Raw genomic sequence first — 24,794 nt, forward strand, 5'->3', positions numbered from 1 at the left:
TTGGAATTAAAAAAAGCCTCTCCAGTATTACAGGAAAAGCTTCTCATTGGTTTATTACTAAACCTTCTCGACAAATAAGCTGTCGAGACAACACAATAGCTGCCAATCGCAAAAAAAGCTTCAAATGATTGAAGCTTTTTGCTCCTGAGTCTTCTGGACTTCCAGTCTGTATCCAGAGTACTTGGGAAACCCGCGTTCCTCATTTATATTAGCTGATCAGCTTTTCAAGAAAAGTATGATTTCGCCGTTTTTTTAGGTAATAGTTTTCTTTTGATAACCTCACTTTTGGAATTAAAAAAAGCCTCTCCAGTATTACAGGAAAAGCTTCTCATTGGTTTATTACTAAACCTTCTCGACAAATAAGCTGTCGAGACAACACAACATCTTTAATCGCAAAAAAAGCTTCAAATGATTGAAGCTTTTTGCTCCCGAGGCTTCGGGACTTGCGGTCTGGACGGGACTCGAACCCGCGACCCCCTGCGTGACAGGCAGGTATTCTAACCAACTGAACTACCAGACCAATGCCTTATTGCGGATGCAAATATACACCTCATTTTCGTACTCGCAAACCTTTTTTTGATTTTTTTTAAATCATTTATTTTGGTTATCCTGCAAACTTTTGCCGTTCAGCAATATAGGTGGTTAAAATAGTATTAAAATTTTTATGTATATCAGCGGCAACATACTTAATTCCGTACTGTCCACACTTTAGCTGTAGGTTGTTAAAAAAAGAGGTAATCTCTTTTTCGTAATTTTCTTTGAGGTTGGCTGCATAAGCATTGATGTATTCTCCGGTTTCGATATCTATAAACTTCTTTGGGGTATTATCAAAATCAAAATGCAGTTCTTTTTTACTGTCATAAGTGTGAAATAATATCACATCATGCTTGTTGTATTTAAGATGTCTTAGCGCTTCAAATAAGCTATCAGGGCTTGTGCTTGCTTGAAACATATCTGTAAATAGAAAGATGAGTGATCTACGGTGAATCTTTTCGGCTATTTGATGCAAAAATTTATACGTCTCCGTAGTTTTTGATTGCTTAGGTTTTAGTAAAGTTTTGTTCAATTGATCAAGTAACATTTGATGGTGCCGTTCGCTACCTTTTTCTGGAGCATAAAAATCATAGCCATCACTATAAATACTTAAACCTATAGCATCACGTTGTTTTTTTAAGATTTGCATTAAACAAGCGGAAGCCAATACTGAAAAACTTATTTTATTTAGAGAAGTAATGGAATGTTCTTTTACTTTAGGATAATGCATGGAAGAAGAATTGTCTATAATAATATGACATCTTAGATTTGTTTCTTCTTCATAGCGTTTAGTGTATAATCGATCTGTTTTGGCAAAGAGTTTCCAATCGATATGTTTAGTGCTTTCTCCATTGTTATAAACCTTGTGCTCAGCAAATTCTGCAGAAAAACCGTGAAATGGACTTTTATGCATACCAGAAATAAAGCCTTCTACTACTTGCTTTGCTAAAAATTCGAGATTTATAAAGCCACTGGTATTATTTATTTCTTTTTGGATATCCATAATAAGTCTCAAAACTATAAAATCTTAATGAAGATACGATTTTAATTATTGAAAATAAAAAAGGCTTAACCTAAGTTAAGCCTTGTCTTATGTTTTATATGTAATTTTTACATCAAAGCATCTAATGCCTCAGTATATACGTTTTTAGGAGATACTCCCACTTGACGTTGTACTACTTCTCCATTTTGAAACACAAGTACGGTTGGTATATTTCTTACTCCGTACTTAGCAGCAAACTCCTGGTTAGCATCTACATCTACTTTACCGATAACTGCTTTACCATCATACTCCTCGCTGATTTGCTCAATGATAGGTCCTACCATTCTACACGGACCACACCATGCTGCCCAAAAATCCACTAATACAGGTTTATCACTTTTAAGAACTACTTCGTCAAAAGTAGCATCGGTTATCTCTAATGCCATAACTCTTATATTTTTAAATATTTACTATTCTTTAATTATTTACAAAATTAGTCAATAAATTAACCAAAGCTTACAAAACTAAGATTTGTTTTGGCTATAAAGATATTTGATTTTTTGATAGTATGATCGGACTTTCAATAACTTTTAAGTAATTATCTAATAATTAGGAAGATATTGAACAGTGACGGCAATCCTTTACCTCTCCATAATAGGTCATGCGATACTTGTGCAACGTTCTAAGCGGTAATAAACCAGCATATTTTTTAATATAGGTTACCTGCGTGGTTAGGATTCCCATTTTTTTATGATAGCGTTTCTCTGTTTTTGTTCTTCTTCTTACTCTAATAAATCTCATAATATTGTCTTATGTAACCCTGTAATCTAATATTATAATTGAGTTTTCAAAATTTAAAGTGTTAAATCTTTAAAAAGCAAGCTTATTTGCGGGGCTTAACGTACTCTAAAGTAAAATTACGTTATATTTGTTCGGTAATATACTTCAATGAAAAAAGTAGATCTTCCATATTGTTTTCTTTTTTTTGAGAAACACTTTGCGATTTTGGAAATGAAAAATGATGGTGCTATCACTGTAGAAACGGCGATGGAAATAACTAATCTACTAAAGGAGCATTATAATGGTGAGCAATTTATCTTGATTGCCAACCGTACCTCCCATCACGCCATTGATTTGAATGTTTATCGGGGTAAAATTCTAAAAAACATGATCGGTTTTGCTATTGTTTCTTCTGACCCTTTAGAAAAGGAAAGAGCAACCGCAGAACAATCTTTATGGCAAGGATCTTTTACTTTTTTTACCAAATTAGAAGATGCAACGAGTTGGGCTGAAAGTTTTTTTAGTTAATTCAATTTGTAGTATACTGCTTCATTTTCTAAAGCTGCAAGGAGCTGTGGTGAAATATTTACCTTTTGCTTACGACTTGGCATATGTAGCTTAAGTTGTTCTGCCATTTCGTAGATCACAAAATTGAGCGTATGATTACCAGAATGTTCGGTGAATAATGACTTTAGATTTTCTATTCGGGCATCTGATAAATCATTAATGTCAAGTTGTATCGTTAGCTTTTTTGCGTAATTTTCTAGCACATCGTGCAATAATTGGAAGCTGTTGAATTGAATTCTTGGTTCTCCTTTTTTACCAGTTTCTTTATTGGTCCAACCTTCTTTAATAAAAGCTTTTGCATATACAAAAGTGCTTTTTACCAAAAATGGTCGGTGTTTGAGATAATCTTCACCAAATATTCTAAACTCGTGTGCTGTATTATAGTCTTCTATGGTAAAGGTAGCCCATCCTTTTCCTGTTTTGGAGGTTCTATGTTCAACATTAGTGATCACCCCTCCAAAGGCTAATTCTCTATTGAGGTTTTCCTCAAGATTTGCGAAATTTAGTAAAGTAGCATTACAGAAATACTTTAACTCATATTTAAAATCATCTAATGGATGTCCAGAAATGTAAATCCCTACGACTTCTTTTTCGCGTGCTAATTTCTCCATAGTCCCCCATTCTTCGCAAGGGGGAACAACAGGCTCAGGAATTTGTACTTCACTGGCTTCGCCAAAAAGACTTACTTGCGATGAGTTTTCATTTTCCTGAAATTTTGCTCCGTAACGTACGGCTTTTTCCAGAAAAGTTATGCCATCTCCTTCATCTTGGAAATATTGTGCACGGTGGGCATCTGCTAAAGAGTCAAACCCTCCGGCTAAAGCTAAACTTTCAAAGGCTTTTTTGTTGGCTGCTCTTAAGTCTATTCTTTTTGCTAAATCGAATATGGAGGTATAAGGTCCATCTTCCTTTCGATTTTCTACAATTGTTGCTACGGCACCAGATCCAACCCCTTTAATCGCACCCATTCCAAATCGAATTGCGCCTTCTTTGTTTACGGAGAACTTTCTAAAGGATTCATTAACATCAGGCCCTAAAACGTCTAACTTCATACGCTTACATTCTTCCATAAAGAAAGTGACCTGTTTAATATCATTCATATTATTCGATAATACCGCTGCCATATATTCTGCAGGATAATGCGCTTTTAAATAGGCCGTTTGATAAGCAATCCAGGCGTAGCACGTGGAGTGTGATTTGTTAAATGCGTAGGCTGCAAAGGCTTCCCAGTCTTTCCATATTTTCTCTAATTTGTCTTCCGCGTGCCCTTTAGCAGCAGCTTGCTCAATGAATTTAGGCTTCATTTTATCAAGAACTGCCTTTTGCTTTTTACCCATGGCTTTTCTCAGTACGTCTGCTTCACCTTTGGTAAAATCAGCTAATTTTTGAGACAAAAGCATTACTTGCTCCTGATAAACCGTAATTCCATAAGTTTCCTGTAAATATTCTTCACAGGCTTCGAGATCATAGTTGATTTCTTCTTTACCGTGTTTTCTATTAATAAAACTAGGGATATACTCTAATGGGCCTGGTCGATACAATGCGTTCATTGCAATAAGATCCGCAAAGACTGTGGGCTTTAGTTCTTTGAGATATTTCTGCATTCCTGGCGATTCGTATTGAAATATACCTACAGTTTCTCCCCTTTGAAACAATGCATAGGTTTCTTCATCATCCAATGGAAAACTTTCAGGATCGAGTTCAATACCGTGTTTGGCTTTTACGATTTTTACCGTATCCTTTATAAGCGTTAAGGTTTTAAGCCCTAAGAAATCCATTTTTAGAAGTCCGGCATTTTCCACTACCGAGTTGTCGAACTGCGTACAGTACATATCAGAGTCCTTGGCTAATGCTACGGGTACAAACTTGGTAATATCATCTGGAGTTATAATAACCCCACAGGCATGTATACCAGTATTACGAACGGATCCTTCTAAAACTCGAGCCTGATTTAAGGTCTCTGCTTGTAGGTCTGAGCCTTCGGCAATATTTAAAAGCTCATTAATTTTTTCGAGCTCATCACCTCTAAATTTTTGTTTAAGCGTGGCTTCGTCTACGCCAAAAATTTTGGCGAGCTTGGACATATTAGGAATCAATTTGGCAATCCGATCCGCTTCATTTAAGGGTAGATCTAGTACACGAGCAGTATCGCGTATAGAGGACTTAGCAGCCATAGTACCATAGGTAATGATCTGGGCAACCTGATTGGATCCATATTTTTCGATCACATAATCCATCACCCGGCTTCTTCCTTCGTCATCAAAATCAATATCAATATCGGGCATACTCACACGATCTGGATTCAAAAAACGCTCAAAAAGTAAGTCGTACTGAATAGGATCGAGATTGGTAATCCACAAACAGTAAGCTACCGCTGATCCGGCTGCGGAGCCACGTCCTGGCCCCACAGAAACCCCCATTTCTCTTGCAGCTCGTATAAAATCTTCTACTATTAGGAAATAGCCTGGGTATCCTGTTTTTTCGATTACCTGTAACTCAAAATCTAATCGTTCTCTAATTGCTGGTGTGATTTCGCCATAGCGCTTTTTTGCTCCCTCAAAGGTTAAATGCCTTAGGTACGCATTTTCTCCACGCTTGCCGCCATCAATTTTATCTTCTTCTGATCGAAATTGCTCTGGGATGTTAAATGCTGGTAATAATACATCTCGAGCCAGTTCAAAGGGTTCTATTTTTGCTAAAACCTCTTCAAGATTACTAATGGCCTCAGGAAGATCTTTAAAAAGAGCTTTCATTTCTTCCTGGGATTTGAAATAGTATTCCTGATTTGGTAAGCCATATCGATACCCTCTACCTCTTCCGATAGGAGTGGCTTGCTTTTCACCATCTTTTACACACAATAAAATATCGTGAGCATTAGCATCTTTCTTTTCGCAATAGTAGGTGTTGTTGGTGGCAACTAGTTTGATATCATGTTTTTTAGAAAACTCAACCAACACTTGATTGACCCGGTTTTCATCTTCTTGATTATGACGCATAATCTCGATATAGAGGTCGTCTCCAAATACCTCTTTCCACCATAACAAGGCTTCTTCAGCTTGTTTTTCTCCGATGTTGAGCACTTTACTAGGAACCTCTCCGTAGAGATTTCCAGTAAGGACAATGATGTCATCTTTATATTGCTTTACAATCTCCTTGTCGATTCTAGGTACGTAATAAAAACCGTCTACGAAAGCTACGGAAGACATTTTGGCCAGATTGTGGTAGCCGTTTTTATTTTTAGCTAGCATTACGACTTGATAACCGTTGTCTTTTCGGCTTTTGTCCTTGTGGTTTTCGCATACAAAAAACTCACAGCCCACGATTGGTATTATAGGTACTGCAGAGGGTTCTTCGCCATTAGCTATGGCCTCCTCGTTCTCAGCATTTGCCGTTTTGTTATGATTGGCGACTGCTTGCACAAAATGAAAGGCTCCCATCATATTAGCATGGTCTGTCATCGCAACGGCTTTCATCTTATTAGCAGCGGTTACGCTAACAAGATCAGCTATACTCGTAGTTGATTGAAGTACCGAGAATTGCGTGTGGTTATGCAGATGAACAAAATCCACATCATCCAGGGCAGCAATATTTTCTTTAATCTCTTGTTGAGTAAGGTCCGGCTCTTGAGCGGCCTGAATTTTTTCCCTGATTTTTTGCGAAGCCTTTTTTAAATTAATGTGCTTCAGGCCAATTAGCTGTATGGGTTCAGGATTATGCTCTTTAAATTTTTTAAAGTAGTCGGGCTGAACGTCAAGTTCTTCTTTGGTAAAAACATTTTTGCGGATAAGCTCCAAAAAACATCTGGTAGTAGCTTCAACGTCTGCTGTAGCATTATGAGCTTCGTTGAATCCAACACCAAAAAGATGCTCGTGTAATTCCGTTAATGTAGGGAGTTTAAATTTACCACCTCGCCCACCAGGTATTTGGCATAATGCAGCTGTAGTTTCTGTACAAGTATCCAAAACCGGCAACTCTTGTAACGGGTTGTCAACATTTTCTCGGTAAAATTCCGCTCCCATAATGTTTACATCAAACCCTACATTTTGACCTACAACAAATTTGGTTTTGGCTAATGCAGTATTGAATTTTTGAAGCACTTCTTGCAACGGTAAACCGTCCTGTGCTGCCAATTCCGTGGAAATTCCGTGTATTTTTTCTGCATCATAAGGGATGTTAAAACCTTCGGGTTGTACCAAATAGTCTTGGTGCTCGATACAATTCCCCATTTCATCATGGAGTTGCCAGGCTATTTGAATACATCTTGGCCAGTTGTCAGTGTCACTAATTGGTGCATCCCATCGCTTCGGTAATCCTGTGGTTTCCGTGTCAAAAATTAAATACATAGGTGGTGTTATCGAGTTTCTTTAGTCCCTTAACTAAAAGCACTCAAAATTAAGCAAAACGAAATAAAATGTTGTCTTAAGTTTTCCTTAGTTATTAACGATTTGAGCCCAAAAGAAAAGCGCCCATCTAATTAAAGAATGAACGCTTCTCGCCCTATAGTTGAGTTGTTATATTAGTATCCGAAGTCGAAATTACCTTCGGTAATAGTATACCCGCTTCGCGTGGTAAATTCAAACGTACCGGTAATACATTTATCTTCTTGGTTATGCTGTGTTATGGTTAAAGTTCCAGATAGCGCTGAGGATTTAGATCCTAGTGGGCCGTAAGTTGCACTGAATTCACCATTACCTACGAAAGAATAAGTTCCTGGTTGAACATCAATAGGAAATACAATTGCAATTTCTTCATTCTCATTTAATCCTTCTATGATGACTGAAGCATTTTCGGCACCAATAATTCTAGCGTTATGATCATCAGTTATTAAAGTTTCTCCATCTACTAAAGCTGTAAAGGATGCGTTTAGCAAACACGGATTATCTTCCTCTACGTTAATGGTAATTTCTGGAGAGTAATTTTCTAAAGGAACTCTGTAGAACCAACCATTCATTAGATCAACACGATTCCCGTTAATATCTTTTAAGTTTCTGAAATAAAATTCACCCGATACTTCATTGTTAGAAATGCTGGTAATCACCACCTCTCCGTCGGTGATATCATTCTCACTGATAAATTTACCAATACTGTTTTTGTAGCTTGCAATGTTTATGTTGTTGTCACCAATTTTATACTTGCCCGTATTCATTTCGGCGATTGTAAAATTAATCGCTTCATCACCTACGATTCCTTGGATTTCTAAAGTACCGTTATCATAAACGATTGCTTTTTTAGAAAAAGTTCTTATCAATTCGCCGCTTTTGGTTGCTTGGAGCGCAGGAGAGTTGACTTCAATATCAGTAGTGCAGGATGCACTAAAAATAAGACAGCATAAGGCGAAACTTAGGGTAATTATTTTATTCATAGGCATTTGGGGCTTTGGGGCAAAACTCTTTATTAGTTCGAAAGAATTTGAAGCAAATATAAAGCAAGGAATACTAACGACCAACTAAAATGCTAAAAATTCGATAAAAAACACCGATGAAAAAATGTTAATGTCGATAAAATGCACAATAATGTAGGAATTTAGTATTTATTGTAGTCTAGTTCTTAGTGATAATGTACGGTTGCTAGGGGAGTTTAAATTAGTTGTAAAAAAAGCTATAATTGATTGAAAAAAGAATTATCTTTGCGCACTTAATTATAACCAGGGTCGAGTACCCAAAAATTAATTTTTATGCCTGTTAAAATTAGATTACAGAGACACGGTAAAAAGGGGAAACCTTTTTATTGGATCGTTGCCGCGGATTCAAGAGCAAAGAGAGATGGTAAATATTTAGAAAAAATAGGAGTATACAATCCTAATCTAAATCCTGCTATTATTGATCTTAATGTTGATGACGCAGTAAAATGGCTTCAGAATGGAGCACAGCCTACTGACACAGCAAGAGCTATTCTTTCTTATAAAGGAGCATTGTTGAAAAATCACCTTTTAGGTGGTGTTAGAAAAGGCGCTTTAACCGAAGAGCAAGCTGAAGAAAAATTTCAGGCTTGGTTAACGGAAAAAGAAAATGCTATCAATGCTAAGAAAGATTCATTGACTAAAGCTAAAGATGCCGCAAAGGCAAAAGCTTTAGAAGCAGAAAAAGAAGTAAATGCTAAGCGCGAAGCTGAAGCAAAAGCTGCTGAAGAAGAAGCTGAAGCTGCTGCGAAAGCTGCAGAAGCATCTGCTGAAGAGGCAACTGAAGAGGAAGCAACTAAGGAAGAAGAATAGTTGTTACAAAAGCGATGAAGAAAGAAGATTGCTTCTATCTAGGTAAAGTCGTAAGTAAATTCAGTTTTAAGGGAGAGGTATTGGTTAAACTTGATACTGATGAACCCGAAAGTTATGTAGAAATGGAATCAGTATTTATCGATTATAACGATAATCTGGTTCCATTTTTTATTGAAAAAAGTAAACTTCATAAATCAGATCTATTACGTGTTAAGTTTGAAGATGTAGATACTGAGGAAGATGCAGATGATTTGCTAAAAGCAGACTTGTATCTACCTTTGACTTTATTGCCAGCACTTGAGGGTGATAAATTCTATTATCACGAGGTAATTGGCTTCACGATAAAAGACCTGAACTACGGAACGGTTGGTATTCTTAAAGGAATCAACGATTCTACAGCACAGGCACTTTTTGAGATTGATCGTGATGGAAAAGAAATACTTATTCCTATGAATGATGAATTCATTCATAAATTGGATCGAACTACAAAAACTATAATAGTCAATACGCCCGAAGGGTTAATCGATTTATATCTATAACACCAGTTAATTAGTAAGACTTTTTCAACACTCTCTTAATTTATTATGAGTAACCCCTTTCGTTTTAAACAATTTACAGTGCATCAAGATCGGTGTGCTATGAAAATTGGTACAGATGGAGTATTGTTGGGTTGTTGGGCTCCTGTGGCACAGGTAAATTCCGTATTAGATATAGGAGCTGGTACTGGAGTAATCTCATTAATACTAGCCCAACGTTCTACAGCAGCCGTGATTGACGCGGTAGAACTAGATGAAGACGCCTACGAGCAAACAGTTGACAATTTCGAAAATTCTCCCTGGGGGGATCGCCTTTTTTGTTATCACGCATCGTTTCAAGAGTTTTTTACAGAAATGGATGAGCAATATGATCTCATCATAAGTAACCCTCCTTTTTATACAGAAGATTATAAAACTACTGATCAAAAAAGGGACTTAGCACGTTTTGAAGACGCATTACCCTTTGAGCATTTAATATATGGAGCGGCAAAGCTCTTGGCTGATGCTGGCCAATTGGTACTTGTGGTTCCATATGTGCAAGAGGAAGCTATTGTGAATCTTGCTAAAATTTATGGCTTATATCCTGCCATTATCACCAGAGTAAAAGGAACAACAACCGCTGGTGTAAAGCGGTCATTATTGGTTTTTAGTTTTGCGAAACAAAAAACAGAAGAAAATGAATTAATTATTGAAACCGCACGTCATCAATATACAGAGGATTATATGCAGCTCACCAAGGATTTTTATTTGAATATGTAAACTAGCTGAAGGCGCTACAATAATTTAGCTTAGTTCACTCGTTTATGTTGTTACCCATAGGTTATAGCAAAAGATGGCTATGTTTCACTCGTTATATGCGTGGCTTTTTCTCAATACCTTTATTTTTTTCTTAAAAAAATTAAAATAGCGCAAATAATTGTCTTCTTTTTTTTCATTAAGTACATTTGCTCATTACCTTATAGCAGAAAATTAAAAACCCAATTTAACATAGAACGTTATGAAACCAGATCTTTTTGAAGCTCCAGATTATTACAATCTCGATGATTTATTAACGGAAGAACATAAATTAGTTAGAGATGCGGCCCGTAGTTGGGTAAAAAGAGAGGTTTCTCCGATCATAGAGGAGTATGCCCAACGTGCAGAATTTCCGAATCAAATCATAAAAGGTTTGGCTGAGATTGGCGCTTTTGGACCATATATTCCGGAAACTTATGGAGGTGCTGGTTTGGATCAGATCAGTTATGGATTGATCATGCAAGAAATAGAACGTGGAGATTCGGGTGTTCGATCTACGGCTTCTGTGCAATCTTCATTGGTGATGTATCCTATTTGGAAATATGGTTCTGAAGAACAGAAGAAGAAATTTTTACCTAAACTAGCGTCTGGCGAATTCATGGGATGTTTTGGGTTAACCGAGCCTGATCATGGTTCTAATCCGGGTGGAATGACCACAAACTTTAAAGCTAATGGTGATCATTATATACTCAATGGGGCTAAAATGTGGATTTCCAACGCTCCTTTTGCGGATGTAGCGGTGGTATGGGCAAAAAATGAAGAAGGAAGAGTGCACGGGTTATTAGTAGAGCGTGGAATGGAAGGATTTTCTACTCCAGAGACACATAATAAGTGGTCTTTACGAGCCTCTGCAACTGGAGAACTTATTTTTGATAATGTTAAAATACCTAAAGAAAATATATTGCCAGGCAAAAGCGGTCTTGGTGCTCCGTTAAGCTGCTTAGATTCTGCACGTTTTGGTATTGCTTGGGGCGCTATTGGTGCAGCAATGGATTGCTACGATACAGCACTCCGCTATGCAAAAGAACGAATACAGTTTGATAAACCGATTGCTGCTACACAATTACAACAAAAGAAATTAGCTGAGATGCTTACTGAAATCACTAAAGCACAATTAATGGCTTGGCGATTGGGTGTTTTGCGCGAGGAAGGGAAAGCAACATCGGCTCAGATATCTATGGCCAAACGCAATAACGTCGATATGGCAATTAAGATTGCTAGAGAAGCACGACAGGTTCTAGGTGGAATGGGTATTACCGGAGAGTATAGTATCATGAGACACATGATGAACCTTGAAAGTGTGATTACTTACGAGGGTACACACGATATTCACCTATTAATTACAGGATACGATATTACCGGACACGCAGCTTTTAAATAACAAGTGAAAATATTTGGACATAGAGGAGCCGCCGGCTTAGTGGCTGAAAATACCTTAGCATCCTTTGCAAAAGCTGTAGCATTAGGAGTTGCAGGTGTGGAACTTGATGTTCATCGTTGTAAGTCAGGTGAAATTGTTGTGATTCATGATTTTACCGTAGACCGCACTACCAATGGAGTAGGAGCAGTACATGAACTTACGTTAACAGAATTAAAAGCATTAGCCGTAGAGGATCAATTTGACATTCCAACATTAGCAGAAGTTCTCGATCTGATTGATGCAAGATGTCAGGTTAATATTGAACTTAAAGGAAGTCATACCGCGCTCCCAGTTCTTGAACTTATTAAGCAATACTGTAGCTCATCGCTATGGAACTTAGACCAATTTATTGTGTCTAGTTTTGATCATACGCAACTGTTACAACTATATCAGCTGGATAAAACACTAAAAATAGGTGTGTTAACAGAGGGGCCAATAGAAGAAGTGTTAACCTTGGCTCAAGAAATTGAAGCCTTTTCTATACATCCTAATGTTTTACATTGTACGCCGTCAGCAGTAGCCCGTGTTCAGGATTTTGGTTTTAAACTATATGTGTGGACGGTCAATAAGAAATCAGCTATTGAAAAATTAATTGACCTCAAAGTGGATGCTATAATTACAGATTTTCCGAATTTTGCACTATGAAGTATGATCTGATTATTGTGGGAGGTGGAGCAGCAGGTTTTTTTATGGCCTTAAATGTGGCCGAAAACAGACCTGATCTACAAATAGCTATTTTAGAAAGAGGAAAAGAAGTATTATCCAAAGTAAGAATATCAGGAGGCGGGCGCTGTAATGTTACTCACGCAGAGTTTAGCCCCAAAGACCTTACTAGCAATTATCCAAGAGGTAAAAAAGAGCTTTTAGGCCCATTTCATTCTTTTATGACAGGTGACACCATTGCTTGGTTCGAAAAAAGAGACATTGCCTTAAAAACAGAAGAAGATGGTAGAATGTTTCCTATTACCGACTCTTCTGAAACTATTATTGATTGTTTTTTAAATGAAGCTAAGCGTCATAATATTAACGTATTAAAATCGCATATGGTTAAAAACGTTAGTGCTAAGGATTCGATTTGGATAGTAGAAACCAATAAGGGAACTTTTAATACCGAAAGGTTAAGTATTACTACAGGTAGTAGTCCCAAAATGTGGAATATTTTAAAGCGTTTAGGCCATACTATAGTCAATCCAGTACCATCGCTTTTTACTTTTAATATAAACGATAAAAGGATTGCTGATTTGCCAGGTGTAACCGCAGAAGCTGAAATAAAAGTTTTAACGACTAAGTTGCAAAGTGAAGGGCCGGTTTTGATAACACATTGGGGGCTAAGTGGCCCAGCAATTTTAAAGCTTTCTGCTTGGGGAGCCTTAGAATTAGCTGCGTTGAATTATAATTTTGATATAGCGGTTAATTGGCTTGCAGGATATACTCAAGAAGAAGTTTATCTTGAGTTACTGGATTGCAAAGAAAACTTCGCCAAACAATCCCCATACACTTATGCTCAGTTTGATATGGCCAAGCGATTATGGCATAATCTTTTAGCAGCTTCAGGTATTCAAAATGATCTTAAATGGGCAGACGTAAAGAATATACAACTACAGCAATTGGCAGCACAGCTTACGCAAAGTAATTTTTCGGTAAAGGGAAAAAGTACATTTAAAGAAGAATTTGTAACTGCCGGGGGAGTGGATCTGCGCGAAATCGATTTTAAAACATTCGAAAGTAAGATGCATCCTAATTTGTTTTTGGCAGGAGAAGTGCTCAACATCGATGCTATAACTGGGGGGTTCAATTTCCAAAACGCCTGGACAGGTGGGTATATAGCAGCACAAGCAATAAGCAATACATAAATGGAGCAATATATAGTCCTACTCAGAGGAATAAATGTTGGTGGTCAAAAAAAGATAAAAATGGTTGACCTTAAAACCGTTTTAGAAGACCGGGGTTTTGATGCTGTAAAAACCTATATCCAAAGTGGTAATTTGGTGTTATCTTGTACAGAAACAGACCCAAATACTGTCAAGAAATGTATTGAAACTATCATTGTAGATAATTTTGGTTTTGTGGTACCCGTATTTATTTTAACCCCAAGAGAGCTGCAATTGGTGTATAATAACAATCCTTTCTTAGAACGTATTAACGACGGAACATTGGAGGCGAATAAAATGTATTTTACACTATTGGCTGAAAAGCCAAAACCACAGGCTGTTAACAATATAAACTCGGTTTCAAATCCTCCTGAGGAGTTTGTAGTAAAAGATAATGTAGTTTACCTCTATGCAGCGCAGGGATATGGCAAAACAAAGCTCAACAACACTTTTTTTGAGAAAAAGTTAGCTTGTGAGGCTACAACCAGAAACTATAATACAATTAATAAATTATTAAAACTAAGTGGTTTGAGAAAGTAGCTGCTCTTTTACTCTTTTAATTTTTCGTATATTATAAGAGTGAAACTAATATCTCAACTACTATGAAAAAAATTACTTTATTACTAATTCTTTCCTTATTTAGTTTTAACGTTTACAGTTATACTAAGGTTGATAATGAACCTATCAAGAAATTGTTGATGGATTATATCGACAGAATAAATGCGCTAGAAAAAGGAGCTAATAAAACCGATGTTCTTTATCTTTTTGATGAAAAATATACCGGTAATACGGTGTATATTAATTTATCAGGAGCATTAGTGAGAAGAAATTACAGCAAAAAAGATATTTCTTCTCAGCTTGATGATATTGTAAATGATGATAATTACAGCTTTCAACTGATGTTGGATAAAGTTGTTTTTCAAAGTCAAAAAGATAAGGCTGGTGCGATATCCGCGGTAATCAATTTTGAATCTTTTATTGATAAAAAATTAGCCGAAAAAGGAACTTTGTTGATGGATATGGTTGGTATCGAAATCAATGGAGAATGGAAGATCGTTCAAAATAATATGGTTAGAGTTTCTGAAGCAAAAGACATTGGAGATTGTGTTTGTTATATGTACGGAAATGGCCAAACCAAATTTGTTACTGAAGTTTATTTTCCTGACGGGTTAGAGTATAGTCAGAAACTAGAGTCTTTCCAGGTAACGACAAGAGATGGGCAACGATTATTAAAAACGCATAGCGATGAATTTGATTGGAAGGGAACCGGGAACTTGATGTATAAAGGAAAATCAATAGGAAAAGTCGAGAACTCTAAGCAAGCGATACAAGCAGCCGTAAAAGAGCTATACAAGGACTCTTGTGCTAAAATAACCTTTAATTAGGCAATGAAGTAAGCTAATAAAAAGGCTCCACGTTATAATGGAGCCTTTATTATATTATAGGATAGTATCATCTTTAAGAAATCCACGCCAGGAGATTTCTATAGCCTGATTGATATGTTTTTCTTTGAGCTTAACCGTTTCATTTTCGTGTATTTTTACCAATGAAACCACATTGCCAAAAAACAGTTCTTCCATTACAAGGGTATTGTAAGACTTAAAAACTTTGGCTTTTATTCCTTTCTTAAAATAATCCTGAATATCATTATAGTATTGCCGAGCTTCATCTTTCAATGTTTGCGGAATCTCAGGGGACCTTGCAATTTGTTCAGAAAAAATAAAGGCCAATGGATTATTGACAAAATAATAGAACAAATTGAGCCACATCACTGTAAATTGTTTTTTTAAATCATCCTCAGGGGCATTTCGCATCACTACAGTTCCAAAATCTTGGGTAAGCATCAGATAGAGCTCCGTTATAATTTCGTCTTTATTCTTAAAATGATGATAAACTGTGCCGTTAGCAACACCAGATTTTTTTATGATCTGTGAAAGAGAGGTTGCTGCAATTCCTTGTGTAGTAATTAACTCGAGCGTTGTTTGTAAAACAATGGCTTTTTTACTCATATATCCGCTTAACTTACCTTAAATCGTTCGTTTTTAATTTAATTGCCATATACTATAATTCAATATAGCAGCATAAGCTACCCATATTGTATAGGGTATAAGTAGGTAAGCGGCAATCTTGTTTACAACTTTAAACCATCTGATCGTAAATAACAGCAGGATAAATAGGGCAATAATATCCAGCAATGCGATCAATGGGCTTTGCAGCCCAAAGAAAAAAATCGACCAGGCGGCATTTAGTATTAGTTGAAAACCAAAATGGTATAACGCAGTTTTTACCCATTTATGATATAAGCCTTTGCTCCATACAATACCAGCAGCAATTCCTATCATAATATACAACAAGGTCCAAACCACACTAAATGCCCAATTAGGAGGGGTAAATGAAGGTTTATTAAGATTTTTGTACCAGGTTTCTAAGGATAGTTGTGTGGCTACACTACTTAAAAACCCTACCAGCACGCAAATGCCTATCGCTACGCTAATCCTGAGTATTTTTTTCTTCACGCAATCTGTTTTAAATAGTATAACCGATTGACAGAACCCTCCTAAAAAATTACTAAGCTATTTGCTAAGAATTTTCTGCCGCTAAAATACAGTTATTTGTAAAAAAGCTATGTACTAAAATAACAATTTATTTTTATTCATAAATTATCAATGTTTACGGCATTAACCAATTATATTTGTTTAAAATTATATCATATGCATATGTATCCTGAATTTAAATCTGATATTATTTCAGAAATACCAGAAACAGGAAAAGTAAAATGTACAGTTCCCAGCAATATAGCGCTGGTAAAATATTGGGGAAAACGAGCAATCCAGTTACCTCAGAATCCATCAATAAGTTTTACTTTAGATGTTTGTAAGACAGAAACTAGTATAGCATTTCGTAAAAAGGAGACACCAAATAAAGAATACGAATTTGATTTCTTCTTTGAAGGAGAAAAAAAGCCAGAATTTGAACCTAAGATCATTTCTTTTTTTGAGCGTATTGAAGGTTATATTCCCTTTTTAAAAACATATCGATTTACAATCGAAACTTCTAATTCCTTTCCGCATAGTAGTGGGATAGCTTCTTCTGCCAGTGGAATGGGAGCTTTGGCCTATGGGTTGATGTTAATTCAAAAAGAAATCAACCCGGATTTACCAGAAGAAGAAATGTTACAAAAAGCATCTTTTTTAGCGCGTTTAGGATCTGGTAGTGCTTGTCGAAGCATTGAAGGTCCTATAACCGTTTGGGGGAGTCATTATCAGGTGTACAATAGTTCTGATTTGTATGCAGTGAGGTTGAATTCAGATGAAATCCATCAAGTTTTTAAAAATTATCAGGATACTATTTTGCTTATTGACAAAGGTCAAAAGAAAGTCAGTAGCACGGTAGGGCATAATTTAATGCACGGGCATCCGTTCGCTGAACAGCGATTCGCTCAGGCTTCAGAGAACCTTACTTCGCTAAAAGAAGCGCTGGTAAAGGGCGATGTTGATACTTTTATTGCCATTGTAGAAAGTGAAGCTTTGACCTTGCACGCTATGATGATGTCTTCAACACCTTATTTTATTTTGATGAAGCCAAATACCCTATCTGCAATAGAAAAAATCTGGGAATATAGAGAAGCTACGGGTTCAAAAATATGTTTCACGCTTGATGCTGGAGCAAATATCCACGTGCTTTATCCTGAGCAAGAAAAGGAACAAGTTTTGGATTTTATTAAGAATGAGTTAGTTGTGTATTGTGATAATGGACAGTATATTTGCGATAAAATAGGTTTAGGAGCAATAAAATTGTAACTTTATAACGTATTTACTTACAAACAAAAAATAGCATAATGAAGGGACCGTTATTTTATTCTAAAATTCTTTTATTTGGTGAGTATGGAATCATTAAAGATTCTAAAGGCTTATCTATACCCTATAATTTTTATAAAGGCGCCCTTAAAGTCTCGGATAACCCAGATGATAAAGCTATCAAGTCTAATAAAAGTTTAGCCAATTTTGCTAATTACCTTGCTACTATTGAAGATAAGGGTGTGGTTAACTTTGATTTAGATCAGTTACAAAAAGATATTGACAAAGGTATGTACTTTGATAGTAGTATACCGCAAGGCTATGGTGTTGGGAGTAGTGGAGCCCTTGTTGCTGCGATCTACGATAACTATGCAAAAGATAAAATTACGGTTTTAGAAAACCTTACCAGAGATAAACTGTTAAAGTTAAAGGAAATTTTCGGTTTAATGGAATCTTTCTTCCATGGTAACAGCTCAGGATTAGATCCCTTAAACAGTTATCTTAGTTTACCTATTCTTATACACTCAAAGGATGATATAGAGCCAGCAGGAATTCCATCTCAAAGTACAGAACAAAATAAAAAGGGCGCTGTTTTCTTATTGGATAGCGGAGTTGTTGGTGAGACTGCACCTATGGTAAGTATATTTATGGAAAATATGAAGCAAGAAGGTTTCAGAAATATGCTTAAAAACCAGTTTGTAAAGCATACCGATGCCTGTGTAGATGATTTCCTTAAAGGAGATATCAAGTCATTATTTTCAAATATCAAGCAATTGTCTAATGTAGTATTTGATAATTTTAAGCCTATGATTCCTAAGCAATTCCATAAACTATGGAAGCAAGGAATTGAAACTAATGATTATTATCTTAAACTTTGTGGTTCTGGTGGTGGTGGTTATATCCTTGGATTTACACAGGATTACGCTAAAGCACAAGAGGCGTTAAAAGACTACAAACTTGAGGTAGTTTATAATTTCTAAATACTTACCGTATGCTTTCCAGGAAGCGCAAGCGTTTGCTGCTAAAGTTGTTGAGCTTGTTTTCAACCGTTAGGGGCTACAATATTTTGGTTATTATCTTAGCCCAGTATTTAACTTCTATCTTCATCTTATCCCCAGACTTACCACTTAGCCAAGTAATTTTTGACCCTAATTTACTAGTTATTGTTCTTGCAACTGCAGGTGTGATAGCAGCGGGTTATATTATCAATAACTTCTACGATAAAGAAAAGGATTTAATAAATCGCCCACAAAAAACATTACTGGATAAGTTTATAAGCCAACAAACCAAGTTAACAGTCTATTTTATACTTAATTTCTTATCGGTTATTTTAGCAAGTTACATTTCTTTTAAAGCGGTTTTATTTTTTACTGGTTATGTTTTTGGGATATGGTTTTATTCACATAAGTTGAAACGTTATCCTATTGTAGGTAATGTAGTGGCATCTCTCTTAGCTATAACCCCGTTTTTTGCCGTATTTATTTACTATAAAAATTTTGAGGAAGTCATATTTGTACACGCTACATTTTTGGGACTGATTTTAATGGTTAGAGAGATGACTAAAGATCTCGAAAACTTAAAAGGAGATTTGGTACAAAATTACAAAACGGTTCCGGTTGTTTATGGAGAGCAAATGTCTAAAAATATCATAACTACACTTACCTTATTTTGTTTGCTACCCATCTATCTCTTGCTAGCTTACTATGAAGTGGGGTATATGTATATGTATTTTTACTTATCTGTTTTTTTATTGTTAATCTTTTTAATAGGACTATGGCGTTCTACAGATAAAATCCAGTATGTTTGGTTACATTTTATACTTAAATTTATAATTGTGCTAGGGGTATTTAGCATAGTGCTAATCGATGTTCATATGATTTTAGATCGTATATCGTGGATATAAAAAGCAGCCTTTCGAAAAGACTGCTCTTTGCATAATACTAGGTTATTCAAGTATTTAACTGTCTTTTTTTATTCTAAGTTTTATTTTAAAAACCTTGCTAGTAGTTCTAAGATTAGCATTAGTTTTTTTATAATTTAATCGCGATTTGATGTAATCCTCAACAACACTTTCTTCGGAAGCTACAGTAAGCACAACAAATTCTCCTTTATTATTCACGGTAAATTCAATCCTAGCTGTCAGCTCTGCTTTTTCTACTTTAAAATCCGGACTTTCTAATAATACAGCTATTTCTTGTCTTAGTATTTGTTCAGGATTTTTTGGATTGTTGTTAGCAAATGAGTTGGATAAGCTCATCAAGAATAGCGCAATAATGGTTACTTTTTTCATGATTTAAGTTTTTTAAATTGTTCAGTTTTAAGATTTAATGTTGGTTCAAAGATAGTTTAGAAAGGGATTGGTCTGGCTTTAATTGTGTTATCGATACGTGTACAAAATTTTATGATAACGTAAACAATATCAATGGTTAACAATAACTAAATATTGATTTTTCACTAGCAACTTTCTGTGTTTTGATGAGTTTTCAATAATGCTTTAAAGGGATGTGATACATTATTTTTAGTTTAATGAAATTTTCATCATTAATAATGCAAAAATTGAGTTGGTTTAATATTACCATATGATTATACAATCAAAAAATATTAACCTTTTAACTTGAGATATTGATTTAAGATGTATTTTTTGAATATTCTTATTTATCGATTTTAACGGTTAAATTCATTAAAATTGATGAAGCTATTCGGGGATACTTCAATAAAACGTAAAGCGTTAAAAAACATTTATATAAAGCTGAGATATGATTGTAAAATAATGGGTACTCACCTTTAGCATTTAGCAGCGAATTATTTATTTACATAACATAAAAAACTATCTTTGCAAAAAAATAATTTTATGAGTAGAGGAGGAAGCAGAGATAAAGGAAAGAGCAGTGGGCGACAAGGAGGAAAAGCAAGGGATAAGTCTTTTGCGAGAGGAAACGCCCCTATACGAAAATCCACTACAGCCCATAAAAAATCCAATAACGACGAAATTCGACTAAATAAATATATTGCTAATAGTGGGATATGTTCTAGGCGAGAAGCTGATCTATATATTCAATCGGGTAATGTTTGGGTAAATGGTAAGCCGGTTACTGAAATGGGTTATAAGGTGAAACTCACCGATGAAGTGAAGTTTGACGGACGATCAATTACACCCGAAAAAAAGGAATATATTCTTCTCAATAAACCTAAAGGTTATATAACTTCAACAAGTTTAGAGAAGTCTAAAACCGTTATGGAATTGGTGGCAAACGCTACACGATCGAGAATCAAACCTGTTGACCGACTAGGTAGAAATTCATTAGGTTTATTATTGTTTACCAATGACGATCAGTTGGAGAAGAAATTGACAAACCACAGAGTTGAATACCGTAAAATTTATCACGTAGAATTGGATCGTAATTTTAAACCTGAAGATTTTGAAAAAATCTCGGGAGGTATAAAATTGGAAGAAGGTTTTATAAGAGTAGATGAGGTAAGTTTTGTTGAAGGCGGTACTAAAAAGGAGATTGGTATTCAGTTACAATCCTCAAAAAATGAAATTGTTCGAAAAATATTTGAGCATCTCAACTACAATGTTTTAAAAATGGACCGTGTAGTTTTTGCCGGCTTGACTAAAAAGGACCTGCCTAGAGGTAAATGGAGAAGACTAACCGAACAAGAAGTGATTAACCTAAAGATGATCTAATAGCGTTTTAGGCTTCGCTAGATTACAATAAAGCACTACGCAAACTATACTATATTCTAATCCAATTAGCCATAAATTCTCTTTAAAATCTGGGGAGAGATAGGCTGTGTAGCTTAATATTACGGCTATGGACCAGGCGATGGCAAATTTATAATTGGTAAAAATTGATAGGACTAACGGAACAGCTATGTACCAAGGGTGAACAGTGGTAGATAAAAAATAGTAAAAACTTAAACCTAGCAGGCATCCAGTGATCAGTTGTTTGGTAGTACTGTTTTTTTTGATCCATGAAAGTAAAAGAATAAAGCATAGAGTAATAAAAGGCAAAATCTTTCCTGCGGTCTCAATGATATTCCACCCCACTATTTTATAACCAATCCATCTTATGATATAATAAATGCTTGCATTAAACTCAAAGCGTTGAAACCATAATCTTAAGGTTCGAGTAAAGTTTTCAATAAATTCATAAGATAAGAAGGGTAAAAAACTCAAGAGGACTGTACCGAGCGTCATCAGAACAAATGCAGTAAACTTAAGAATACCAGATTTTGATATTTTTTTATTTGAGGTGCCTACAAACTTTTGAAAGAATACGGGTAGAAATAATAGCGGTATTAATTTAACTGAAACAGCGAGACCTAAAACAATGCCAGCCCATACCCATAAGCCTTTGTGTAAAAGATAAATTGCCCATGTAATAAAGAAAATCATAATCGCTTCAAAATGAAGGTTTCCTGTTAATTCGATGATGATAAATGGGTTGAGGAAATACCAGAATATTCGATATTCTTTTAGGTTTAGCGCGATGAGTAATTTTCTGCCAACAACTAAGATACCTATATCAGCAAGAATTATCAATGCTCTAAGCACAATTACAGATCCAGTTATACTTTTGCCAGCTAATAGCGCAGCGATTACATAACATAATTGACTTAAAGGTGGGTAATTAGTGTAGTGGCTTCCGTTTAATTCGCCCATACCCTCATAAAGTATATTGGCTTGAGGAATAGGAGTGTTACCTGATGTGATCCATTCTTCAGGTAATGAAAGGTAGGGGTTATATCCAGCTAATAGCATTCTTCCGTCCCAGATAAATCGATAAAAATCTTGTGATAAATTGGGTATGGCGACTATAAAAACAATCCGGAATAATAGACCTGCAACAACTAATGTTGTAAAATTACCCGAAGCACTTTTAAGTAATGTATACGATAGCAGAAAAGCGCTCAACCAAATGGAAATCAGCACAATAAAATCAGTCCGCTGTACTTTATATGCAAATACAATGTATAGGCAAGATAAAAATGTAATTAGGAGATAAGAAAGAAGGTACTTATATTTTCTCTCCAGTAACATTACATTTTAGAGGTCACAGACTTAAAGAAAACAAAGGCAAATCCAAAGAAAAGCATAATATGAAATAAAAACAGACCAAAATCTTGAAGTTTAAAGGCACTATACAAGGCGTAGCCGAAGTATCCCATTAGTAAAGCTTCTAAAACGGTGTTTCCTGATATGTTTTTATTGATATACTTATTACCTTTCCAGTTGTCTTTTAGTGACTTAACATTGAATTTTGGCGTACGTACAAATTCACTTTTCTTACCTAGATGTCCTTCTAATACTGCCATAGAATTATGAACCGAAAAGCCCATGGCTATGGAGAAAAAGGTAAAGAATATCTTTACGTATTCTAAAAAGTTCCAGAAACCGCCACCGTGAATTTTTTTAAACGTATGCCAATAACAGAAAAAGAAGATTACGGTACTTAGTGCAAAAAATGCAATAACGTTGAAGTACCAACTGAACATTGGATTACTATTTTTAATATACATTACCGGTACACTAAGTACAGCAACTAAAAGCACTAGTAAGAACATACTACTATTCAAAAGGTGAAAAAAGCTATGAAACTTAGTTTTGAATGGTACAGACTTGTCTTTCAGTAACTTCCAATATAGTTTTTGAAAGTTTTCTGCAGCTCCCTTATTCCATCTAAATTGTTGTGAACGCGCAGCACTAATCACTACCGGCAATTCTGCAGGAGTTTCTACTTCTTCCAAATATTTGAACTTCCATTTCTTTAACTGAGCCCTATAACTTAGATCTAAATCTTCAGTAAGAGTATCACCTTGCCAGTTACCGGCATCTTCAATACACTTTTTGCGCCACACACCAGCAGTTCCATTAAAATTGATGAAATGATCTTTATAGTTTCTACCAACTTGCTCCATGGTAAAATGAAAATCCAGGGCAAAGGCTTGTATCTTTGTAAGCATGGAGTAGTCTCGATTGATATGACCCCAACGGGTTTGAACTACACCAATGTTTTCATCTTTAAAATAAGGAATCGTTTGTTTTAACCACTTCTTACCAGGTAAGAAATCGGCGTCGAAAATAGCGATATAAGTACCTTTAGCAATTTTAAGTCCTTCTTTAAGTGCACCAGCTTTAAAACCTTTTCGATCTTTCCTGCGGATATGTTGAATATCCAGGCCAGTAGCTCTTAACTTTTCAATATGTACTGCAGTACTCTCTACAGATTCGTCTGTGGAGTCATCAAGGACTTGAATTTCTAATTTTTCTCTCGGGTACTCTAGTTCAGCTATGTTGTCTAAAAGCCTTTCCATTACGTATAACTCATTAAATACGGGGAGTTGTACGGTAACAAAAGGGATTTCCTCTTCTTTTGAGAAGTCGAACTTAGGTGAATTATCTGGTTGCTTTTTTGCTTTTAGATAATTCACTAATAGGTTTAGCTGTGCTAGACTATATAAAAATATAATCAGCAGGGCTAGAGTGTAGGTTATGATGATAGCAATATCCATTATGTAAAGCTATATTTAAATATCCAACTTAATATCTTTACGCCTGCAAATATAGCACCTTTTATGGTTCCTGAAACTTTTGAGACACCAATTCTCTTTTTATATTTCACAGGCACTTCTGTATAATTGTAACTTTTTCTTAACACTTTTAGTTGCATTTCTACGGTCCAACCGTAGGTTTTATCCTGCATGCCGAGGGATATCAATTTATCATATTTGATGGCTCTAAAGGGTCCTAAATCCGTAAATTTAGCATTAAAAAAAAATTTCATTAATCTGGTAGCTAGCCAATTTCCAAAAACCTGTGGAAGGGTCATCGAACCAGAGGCTCTTAAATTTTTAGTTCTAGACCCAATTACCAAATCAATGTCATCATTAATTATAGGTGCAACTAATTTAGTAAGCTCGTGCGGATAGTCACTGTAATCCCCATCCAAAAATACAATAATTTCGGGTTTGCTCTTTTTTTGATCAATGTAGGCTAAGCCAGCCAAACAGGCATAACCATAACCTCTTCTTGATTCTTGGAGTACGGTGGCGCCATGTTTTTTTGCCACTGTTTCGGTTTGATCTGTAGATCCATTATTGATTACAATAATTTCGGAGACTATATTTGGAATATCATCAATCACCAACCCGATCGACATTTCTTCATTAAATGCGGGTATAATAACATTGATAACAGGCGATTCCATTTTATACATTCAGCTTCAATTTCCTATTGGCAGTTTTATTTGGGGCCCAGGAATTAAGTCGGCAAATATACATTAGATTACTAAAAATGA

General features: G+C 35.6%; 24 protein-coding genes and 1 tRNA gene. 13 read left to right on the top strand and 12 right to left on the bottom strand.

Annotated features, from left to right (window positions below):
* Nucleotides 1-446 precede the first annotated feature (446 nt).
* From EV197_RS04625 to EV197_RS04640, 4 genes are all read right to left on the bottom strand, one after another.
* Nucleotides 447-520: transfer RNA gene (locus EV197_RS04625), tRNA-Asp, on the bottom strand.
* A gap of 84 nt (nucleotides 521-604) precedes the next feature.
* The gene (locus tag EV197_RS04630) at nucleotides 605-1,537 is read right to left on the bottom strand and encodes a DUF58 domain-containing protein (RefSeq protein ID WP_130286187.1); all 933 of its coding nucleotides are present in this window, start codon (nucleotides 1,535-1,537) and stop codon (nucleotides 605-607) included.
* A gap of 107 nt (nucleotides 1,538-1,644) precedes the next feature.
* A complete protein-coding gene (gene trxA, locus EV197_RS04635; protein ID WP_130285561.1) occupies nucleotides 1,645-1,962 on the bottom strand; it encodes a thioredoxin in 318 nt (105 codons plus the stop codon).
* A gap of 163 nt (nucleotides 1,963-2,125) precedes the next feature.
* A complete protein-coding gene (locus EV197_RS04640; RefSeq protein WP_130285562.1) occupies nucleotides 2,126-2,317 on the bottom strand; it encodes a hypothetical protein in 192 nt (63 codons plus the stop codon).
* A 147-nt stretch (nucleotides 2,318-2,464) separates the two neighbouring features.
* Here EV197_RS04640 and EV197_RS04645 point away from each other — a divergent pair, with 147 nt between their 5' ends.
* Nucleotides 2,465-2,824 carry a thymidylate synthase gene (locus EV197_RS04645; RefSeq protein WP_130285563.1) on the top strand — a complete coding sequence of 120 codons (360 nt, stop codon included), beginning with the start codon at nucleotides 2,465-2,467 and terminating at the stop codon, nucleotides 2,822-2,824.
* On the opposite strand, the gene dnaE is transcribed toward EV197_RS04645, so the two are convergent.
* Together dnaE and EV197_RS04655 are read right to left on the bottom strand one after the other, a co-directional pair.
* On the bottom strand, nucleotides 2,821-7,206 hold the full coding sequence (dnaE, locus tag EV197_RS04650; RefSeq protein WP_130285564.1) for a DNA polymerase III subunit alpha: 4,386 nt from the start codon (nucleotides 7,204-7,206) through the stop codon (nucleotides 2,821-2,823). The genes EV197_RS04645 and dnaE overlap by 4 nt on opposite strands.
* A gap of 173 nt (nucleotides 7,207-7,379) precedes the next feature.
* Nucleotides 7,380-8,225, bottom strand: a complete 846-nt coding sequence (locus EV197_RS04655; protein WP_130285565.1) for a DUF6252 domain-containing protein — start codon at nucleotides 8,223-8,225, stop codon at nucleotides 7,380-7,382.
* Nucleotides 8,226-8,537: 312 nt separating this feature from the next.
* Between EV197_RS04655 and EV197_RS04660 the strand changes: the two genes are divergently transcribed.
* From EV197_RS04660 to EV197_RS04700, 8 genes are all read left to right on the top strand, one after another.
* Nucleotides 8,538-9,074, top strand: a complete 537-nt coding sequence (locus EV197_RS04660) for a 30S ribosomal protein S16 (protein ID WP_130285566.1) — start codon at nucleotides 8,538-8,540, stop codon at nucleotides 9,072-9,074.
* Nucleotides 9,075-9,088: 14 nt separating this feature from the next.
* Entirely contained in the window at nucleotides 9,089-9,613 is a 525-nt protein-coding gene (gene rimM / locus EV197_RS04665; protein ID WP_130285567.1) for a ribosome maturation factor RimM, read from the top strand.
* 45 nt (nucleotides 9,614-9,658) lie between these two features.
* Complete coding sequence (locus EV197_RS04670) at nucleotides 9,659-10,369, top strand: tRNA1(Val) (adenine(37)-N6)-methyltransferase (RefSeq protein ID WP_130285568.1); 711 nt, start codon at nucleotides 9,659-9,661, stop codon at nucleotides 10,367-10,369.
* Nucleotides 10,370-10,607: 238 nt separating this feature from the next.
* A complete protein-coding gene (locus EV197_RS04680) occupies nucleotides 10,608-11,786 on the top strand; it encodes an acyl-CoA dehydrogenase family protein (RefSeq protein ID WP_130285569.1) in 1,179 nt (392 codons plus the stop codon).
* A 3-nt stretch (nucleotides 11,787-11,789) separates the two neighbouring features.
* The gene (locus tag EV197_RS04685) at nucleotides 11,790-12,470 is read left to right on the top strand and encodes a glycerophosphodiester phosphodiesterase (RefSeq protein ID WP_130285570.1); all 681 of its coding nucleotides are present in this window, start codon (nucleotides 11,790-11,792) and stop codon (nucleotides 12,468-12,470) included.
* On the top strand, nucleotides 12,467-13,678 hold the full coding sequence (locus EV197_RS04690; RefSeq protein WP_130285571.1) for a BaiN/RdsA family NAD(P)/FAD-dependent oxidoreductase: 1,212 nt from the start codon (nucleotides 12,467-12,469) through the stop codon (nucleotides 13,676-13,678). Before EV197_RS04685 ends, EV197_RS04690 begins: the two co-directional genes overlap by 4 nt.
* Nucleotides 13,679-14,236: a DUF1697 domain-containing protein gene (locus EV197_RS04695; protein WP_130285572.1), complete on the top strand. Its 558-nt coding sequence runs from the start codon at nucleotides 13,679-13,681 to the stop codon at nucleotides 14,234-14,236. It begins immediately after the preceding gene.
* Nucleotides 14,237-14,298: 62 nt separating this feature from the next.
* On the top strand, nucleotides 14,299-15,081 hold the full coding sequence (locus tag EV197_RS04700; protein ID WP_130285573.1) for a hypothetical protein: 783 nt from the start codon (nucleotides 14,299-14,301) through the stop codon (nucleotides 15,079-15,081).
* Between the two features lie 54 nt (nucleotides 15,082-15,135).
* Here EV197_RS04700 and EV197_RS04705 read toward each other — a convergent pair whose 3' ends face one another.
* Both EV197_RS04705 and EV197_RS04710 read right to left on the bottom strand, forming a co-directional pair.
* Entirely contained in the window at nucleotides 15,136-15,705 is a 570-nt protein-coding gene (locus tag EV197_RS04705) for a TetR/AcrR family transcriptional regulator (protein WP_130285574.1), read from the bottom strand.
* Nucleotides 15,706-15,738: 33 nt separating this feature from the next.
* Complete coding sequence (locus tag EV197_RS04710; protein ID WP_130285575.1) at nucleotides 15,739-16,212, bottom strand: TspO/MBR family protein; 474 nt, start codon at nucleotides 16,210-16,212, stop codon at nucleotides 15,739-15,741.
* A gap of 201 nt (nucleotides 16,213-16,413) precedes the next feature.
* On the opposite strand from EV197_RS04710, the gene EV197_RS04715 reads away from it, so the two are divergent.
* The 3 genes from EV197_RS04715 to EV197_RS04725 are packed head-to-tail and all read left to right on the top strand — an operon-like array spanning nucleotide 16,414 to nucleotide 19,396.
* A complete protein-coding gene (locus EV197_RS04715) occupies nucleotides 16,414-17,496 on the top strand; it encodes a diphosphomevalonate decarboxylase (protein ID WP_130286189.1) in 1,083 nt (360 codons plus the stop codon).
* 38 nt (nucleotides 17,497-17,534) lie between these two features.
* The gene (locus EV197_RS04720) at nucleotides 17,535-18,473 is read left to right on the top strand and encodes a mevalonate kinase family protein (protein WP_130285576.1); all 939 of its coding nucleotides are present in this window, start codon (nucleotides 17,535-17,537) and stop codon (nucleotides 18,471-18,473) included.
* An 11-nt stretch (nucleotides 18,474-18,484) separates the two neighbouring features.
* Entirely contained in the window at nucleotides 18,485-19,396 is a 912-nt protein-coding gene (locus EV197_RS04725) for a geranylgeranylglycerol-phosphate geranylgeranyltransferase (protein WP_130285577.1), read from the top strand.
* A 54-nt stretch (nucleotides 19,397-19,450) separates the two neighbouring features.
* On the opposite strand, the gene EV197_RS04730 is transcribed toward EV197_RS04725, so the two are convergent.
* Nucleotides 19,451-19,783, bottom strand: a complete 333-nt coding sequence (locus tag EV197_RS04730; RefSeq protein ID WP_130285578.1) for a hypothetical protein — start codon at nucleotides 19,781-19,783, stop codon at nucleotides 19,451-19,453.
* A gap of 561 nt (nucleotides 19,784-20,344) precedes the next feature.
* Between EV197_RS04730 and EV197_RS04735 the strand changes: the two genes are divergently transcribed.
* Nucleotides 20,345-21,181: a pseudouridine synthase gene (locus EV197_RS04735; protein ID WP_130285579.1), complete on the top strand. Its 837-nt coding sequence runs from the start codon at nucleotides 20,345-20,347 to the stop codon at nucleotides 21,179-21,181.
* Here the strand turns inward: EV197_RS04735 and EV197_RS04740 are convergent.
* The 3 genes from EV197_RS04740 to EV197_RS04750 are packed head-to-tail and all read right to left on the bottom strand — an operon-like array spanning nucleotide 21,167 to nucleotide 24,713.
* Nucleotides 21,167-22,537 (bottom strand): MptA/MptB family glycosyltransferase, encoded by a 1,371-nt coding sequence (locus EV197_RS04740; RefSeq protein WP_130285580.1) that lies wholly within the window; start codon nucleotides 22,535-22,537, stop codon nucleotides 21,167-21,169. The genes EV197_RS04735 and EV197_RS04740 overlap by 15 nt on opposite strands.
* A complete protein-coding gene (locus EV197_RS04745) occupies nucleotides 22,537-24,009 on the bottom strand; it encodes a cellulose synthase family protein (protein ID WP_130285581.1) in 1,473 nt (490 codons plus the stop codon). Before EV197_RS04745 ends, EV197_RS04740 begins: the two co-directional genes overlap by 1 nt.
* Nucleotides 24,009-24,713 carry a glycosyltransferase family 2 protein gene (locus tag EV197_RS04750; protein WP_242610688.1) on the bottom strand — a complete coding sequence of 235 codons (705 nt, stop codon included), beginning with the start codon at nucleotides 24,711-24,713 and terminating at the stop codon, nucleotides 24,009-24,011. Before EV197_RS04750 ends, EV197_RS04745 begins: the two co-directional genes overlap by 1 nt.
* Between the last annotated feature and the right edge of the window lie 81 nt (nucleotides 24,714-24,794).

The organism is Aquimarina brevivitae (assembly GCF_004216895.1).
GTDB classification, from domain to species: Bacteria; Bacteroidota; Bacteroidia; order Flavobacteriales; family Flavobacteriaceae; genus Aquimarina; species Aquimarina brevivitae.

Coding starts and splice junctions, on each gene's coding strand:
- EV197_RS04680 (WP_130285569.1), top strand. CDS start 10,608: ATGAAACCAGATCTTTTTGAAGCTCCAGATTATTACAATCTCGATGAT.
- EV197_RS04740 (WP_130285580.1), bottom strand. CDS start 22,537: ATGTTACTGGAGAGAAAATATAAGTACCTTCTTTCTTATCTCCTAATT.
- trxA (WP_130285561.1), bottom strand. CDS start 1,962: ATGGCATTAGAGATAACCGATGCTACTTTTGACGAAGTAGTTCTTAAA.
- EV197_RS04655 (WP_130285565.1), bottom strand. CDS start 8,225: ATGAATAAAATAATTACCCTAAGTTTCGCCTTATGCTGTCTTATTTTT.
- EV197_RS04705 (WP_130285574.1), bottom strand. CDS start 15,705: ATGAGTAAAAAAGCCATTGTTTTACAAACAACGCTCGAGTTAATTACT.
- EV197_RS04670 (WP_130285568.1), top strand. CDS start 9,659: ATGAGTAACCCCTTTCGTTTTAAACAATTTACAGTGCATCAAGATCGG.
- EV197_RS04720 (WP_130285576.1), top strand. CDS start 17,535: ATGAAGGGACCGTTATTTTATTCTAAAATTCTTTTATTTGGTGAGTAT.
- EV197_RS04660 (WP_130285566.1), top strand. CDS start 8,538: ATGCCTGTTAAAATTAGATTACAGAGACACGGTAAAAAGGGGAAACCT.
- EV197_RS04730 (WP_130285578.1), bottom strand. CDS start 19,783: ATGAAAAAAGTAACCATTATTGCGCTATTCTTGATGAGCTTATCCAAC.
- EV197_RS04630 (WP_130286187.1), bottom strand. CDS start 1,537: ATGGATATCCAAAAAGAAATAAATAATACCAGTGGCTTTATAAATCTC.
- dnaE (WP_130285564.1), bottom strand. CDS start 7,206: ATGTATTTAATTTTTGACACGGAAACCACAGGATTACCGAAGCGATGG.
- EV197_RS04640 (WP_130285562.1), bottom strand. CDS start 2,317: ATGAGATTTATTAGAGTAAGAAGAAGAACAAAAACAGAGAAACGCTAT.
- EV197_RS04750 (WP_242610688.1), bottom strand. CDS start 24,713: ATGTATAAAATGGAATCGCCTGTTATCAATGTTATTATACCCGCATTT.
- EV197_RS04745 (WP_130285581.1), bottom strand. CDS start 24,009: ATGGATATTGCTATCATCATAACCTACACTCTAGCCCTGCTGATTATA.
- EV197_RS04645 (WP_130285563.1), top strand. CDS start 2,465: ATGAAAAAAGTAGATCTTCCATATTGTTTTCTTTTTTTTGAGAAACAC.
- EV197_RS04700 (WP_130285573.1), top strand. CDS start 14,299: ATGAAAAAAATTACTTTATTACTAATTCTTTCCTTATTTAGTTTTAAC.
- EV197_RS04735 (WP_130285579.1), top strand. CDS start 20,345: ATGAGTAGAGGAGGAAGCAGAGATAAAGGAAAGAGCAGTGGGCGACAA.
- EV197_RS04690 (WP_130285571.1), top strand. CDS start 12,467: ATGAAGTATGATCTGATTATTGTGGGAGGTGGAGCAGCAGGTTTTTTT.
- rimM (WP_130285567.1), top strand. CDS start 9,089: ATGAAGAAAGAAGATTGCTTCTATCTAGGTAAAGTCGTAAGTAAATTC.
- EV197_RS04715 (WP_130286189.1), top strand. CDS start 16,414: ATGTATCCTGAATTTAAATCTGATATTATTTCAGAAATACCAGAAACA.
- EV197_RS04725 (WP_130285577.1), top strand. CDS start 18,485: ATGCTTTCCAGGAAGCGCAAGCGTTTGCTGCTAAAGTTGTTGAGCTTG.
- EV197_RS04695 (WP_130285572.1), top strand. CDS start 13,679: ATGGAGCAATATATAGTCCTACTCAGAGGAATAAATGTTGGTGGTCAA.